The organism is Vibrio sp. 10N.222.48.A3, assembly GCF_041475345.1.
Classification (GTDB): domain Bacteria; phylum Pseudomonadota; class Gammaproteobacteria; order Enterobacterales; family Vibrionaceae; genus Vibrio; species Vibrio tasmaniensis_A.
The window spans coordinates 1-328 of the sequence record NZ_JBFRVX010001498.1; the positions used below are offsets into that span (position 1 = coordinate 1).

Consider the following 328-nt stretch of genomic DNA (forward strand, 5'->3'; position numbering starts at 1 on the left):
GCTGATCAGCTTCTGTTTAACCAACTCATTGATAGCGTTGTTGGCACGAAACGCGGACGCTTCGCCAGTATCTTCAAACAGTCGAGTGACAATAGTGAATGCATCGTGCAGTTCACCCTCGCCCAACTCTTCATCGAACCTTTCATTGCTTAGTACGGCGATAGCAATCAAAAATGCTAAGCGCTCTGGTGGCAAGTTTAATGAAAAATCATGCTGCTTGACCCAGCCCACCAACTCATCAATTGGCTGCTCTTCGGCAGTTTGAGTCATTTCACTCATTGTGGTTCCTGTTACTGTTGTTCGTCATATCGAACGTATTAGATATGAC

General features: G+C 45.4%; 1 pseudogene. It reads right to left on the reverse strand.

Annotated elements, in window-relative coordinates:
* Positions 1 to 279 (reverse strand): annotated as a pseudogene (locus AB4653_RS27380) (condensin subunit MukF); the annotation flags it as partial.
* Between the last annotated feature and the right edge of the window lie 49 nt (positions 280 to 328).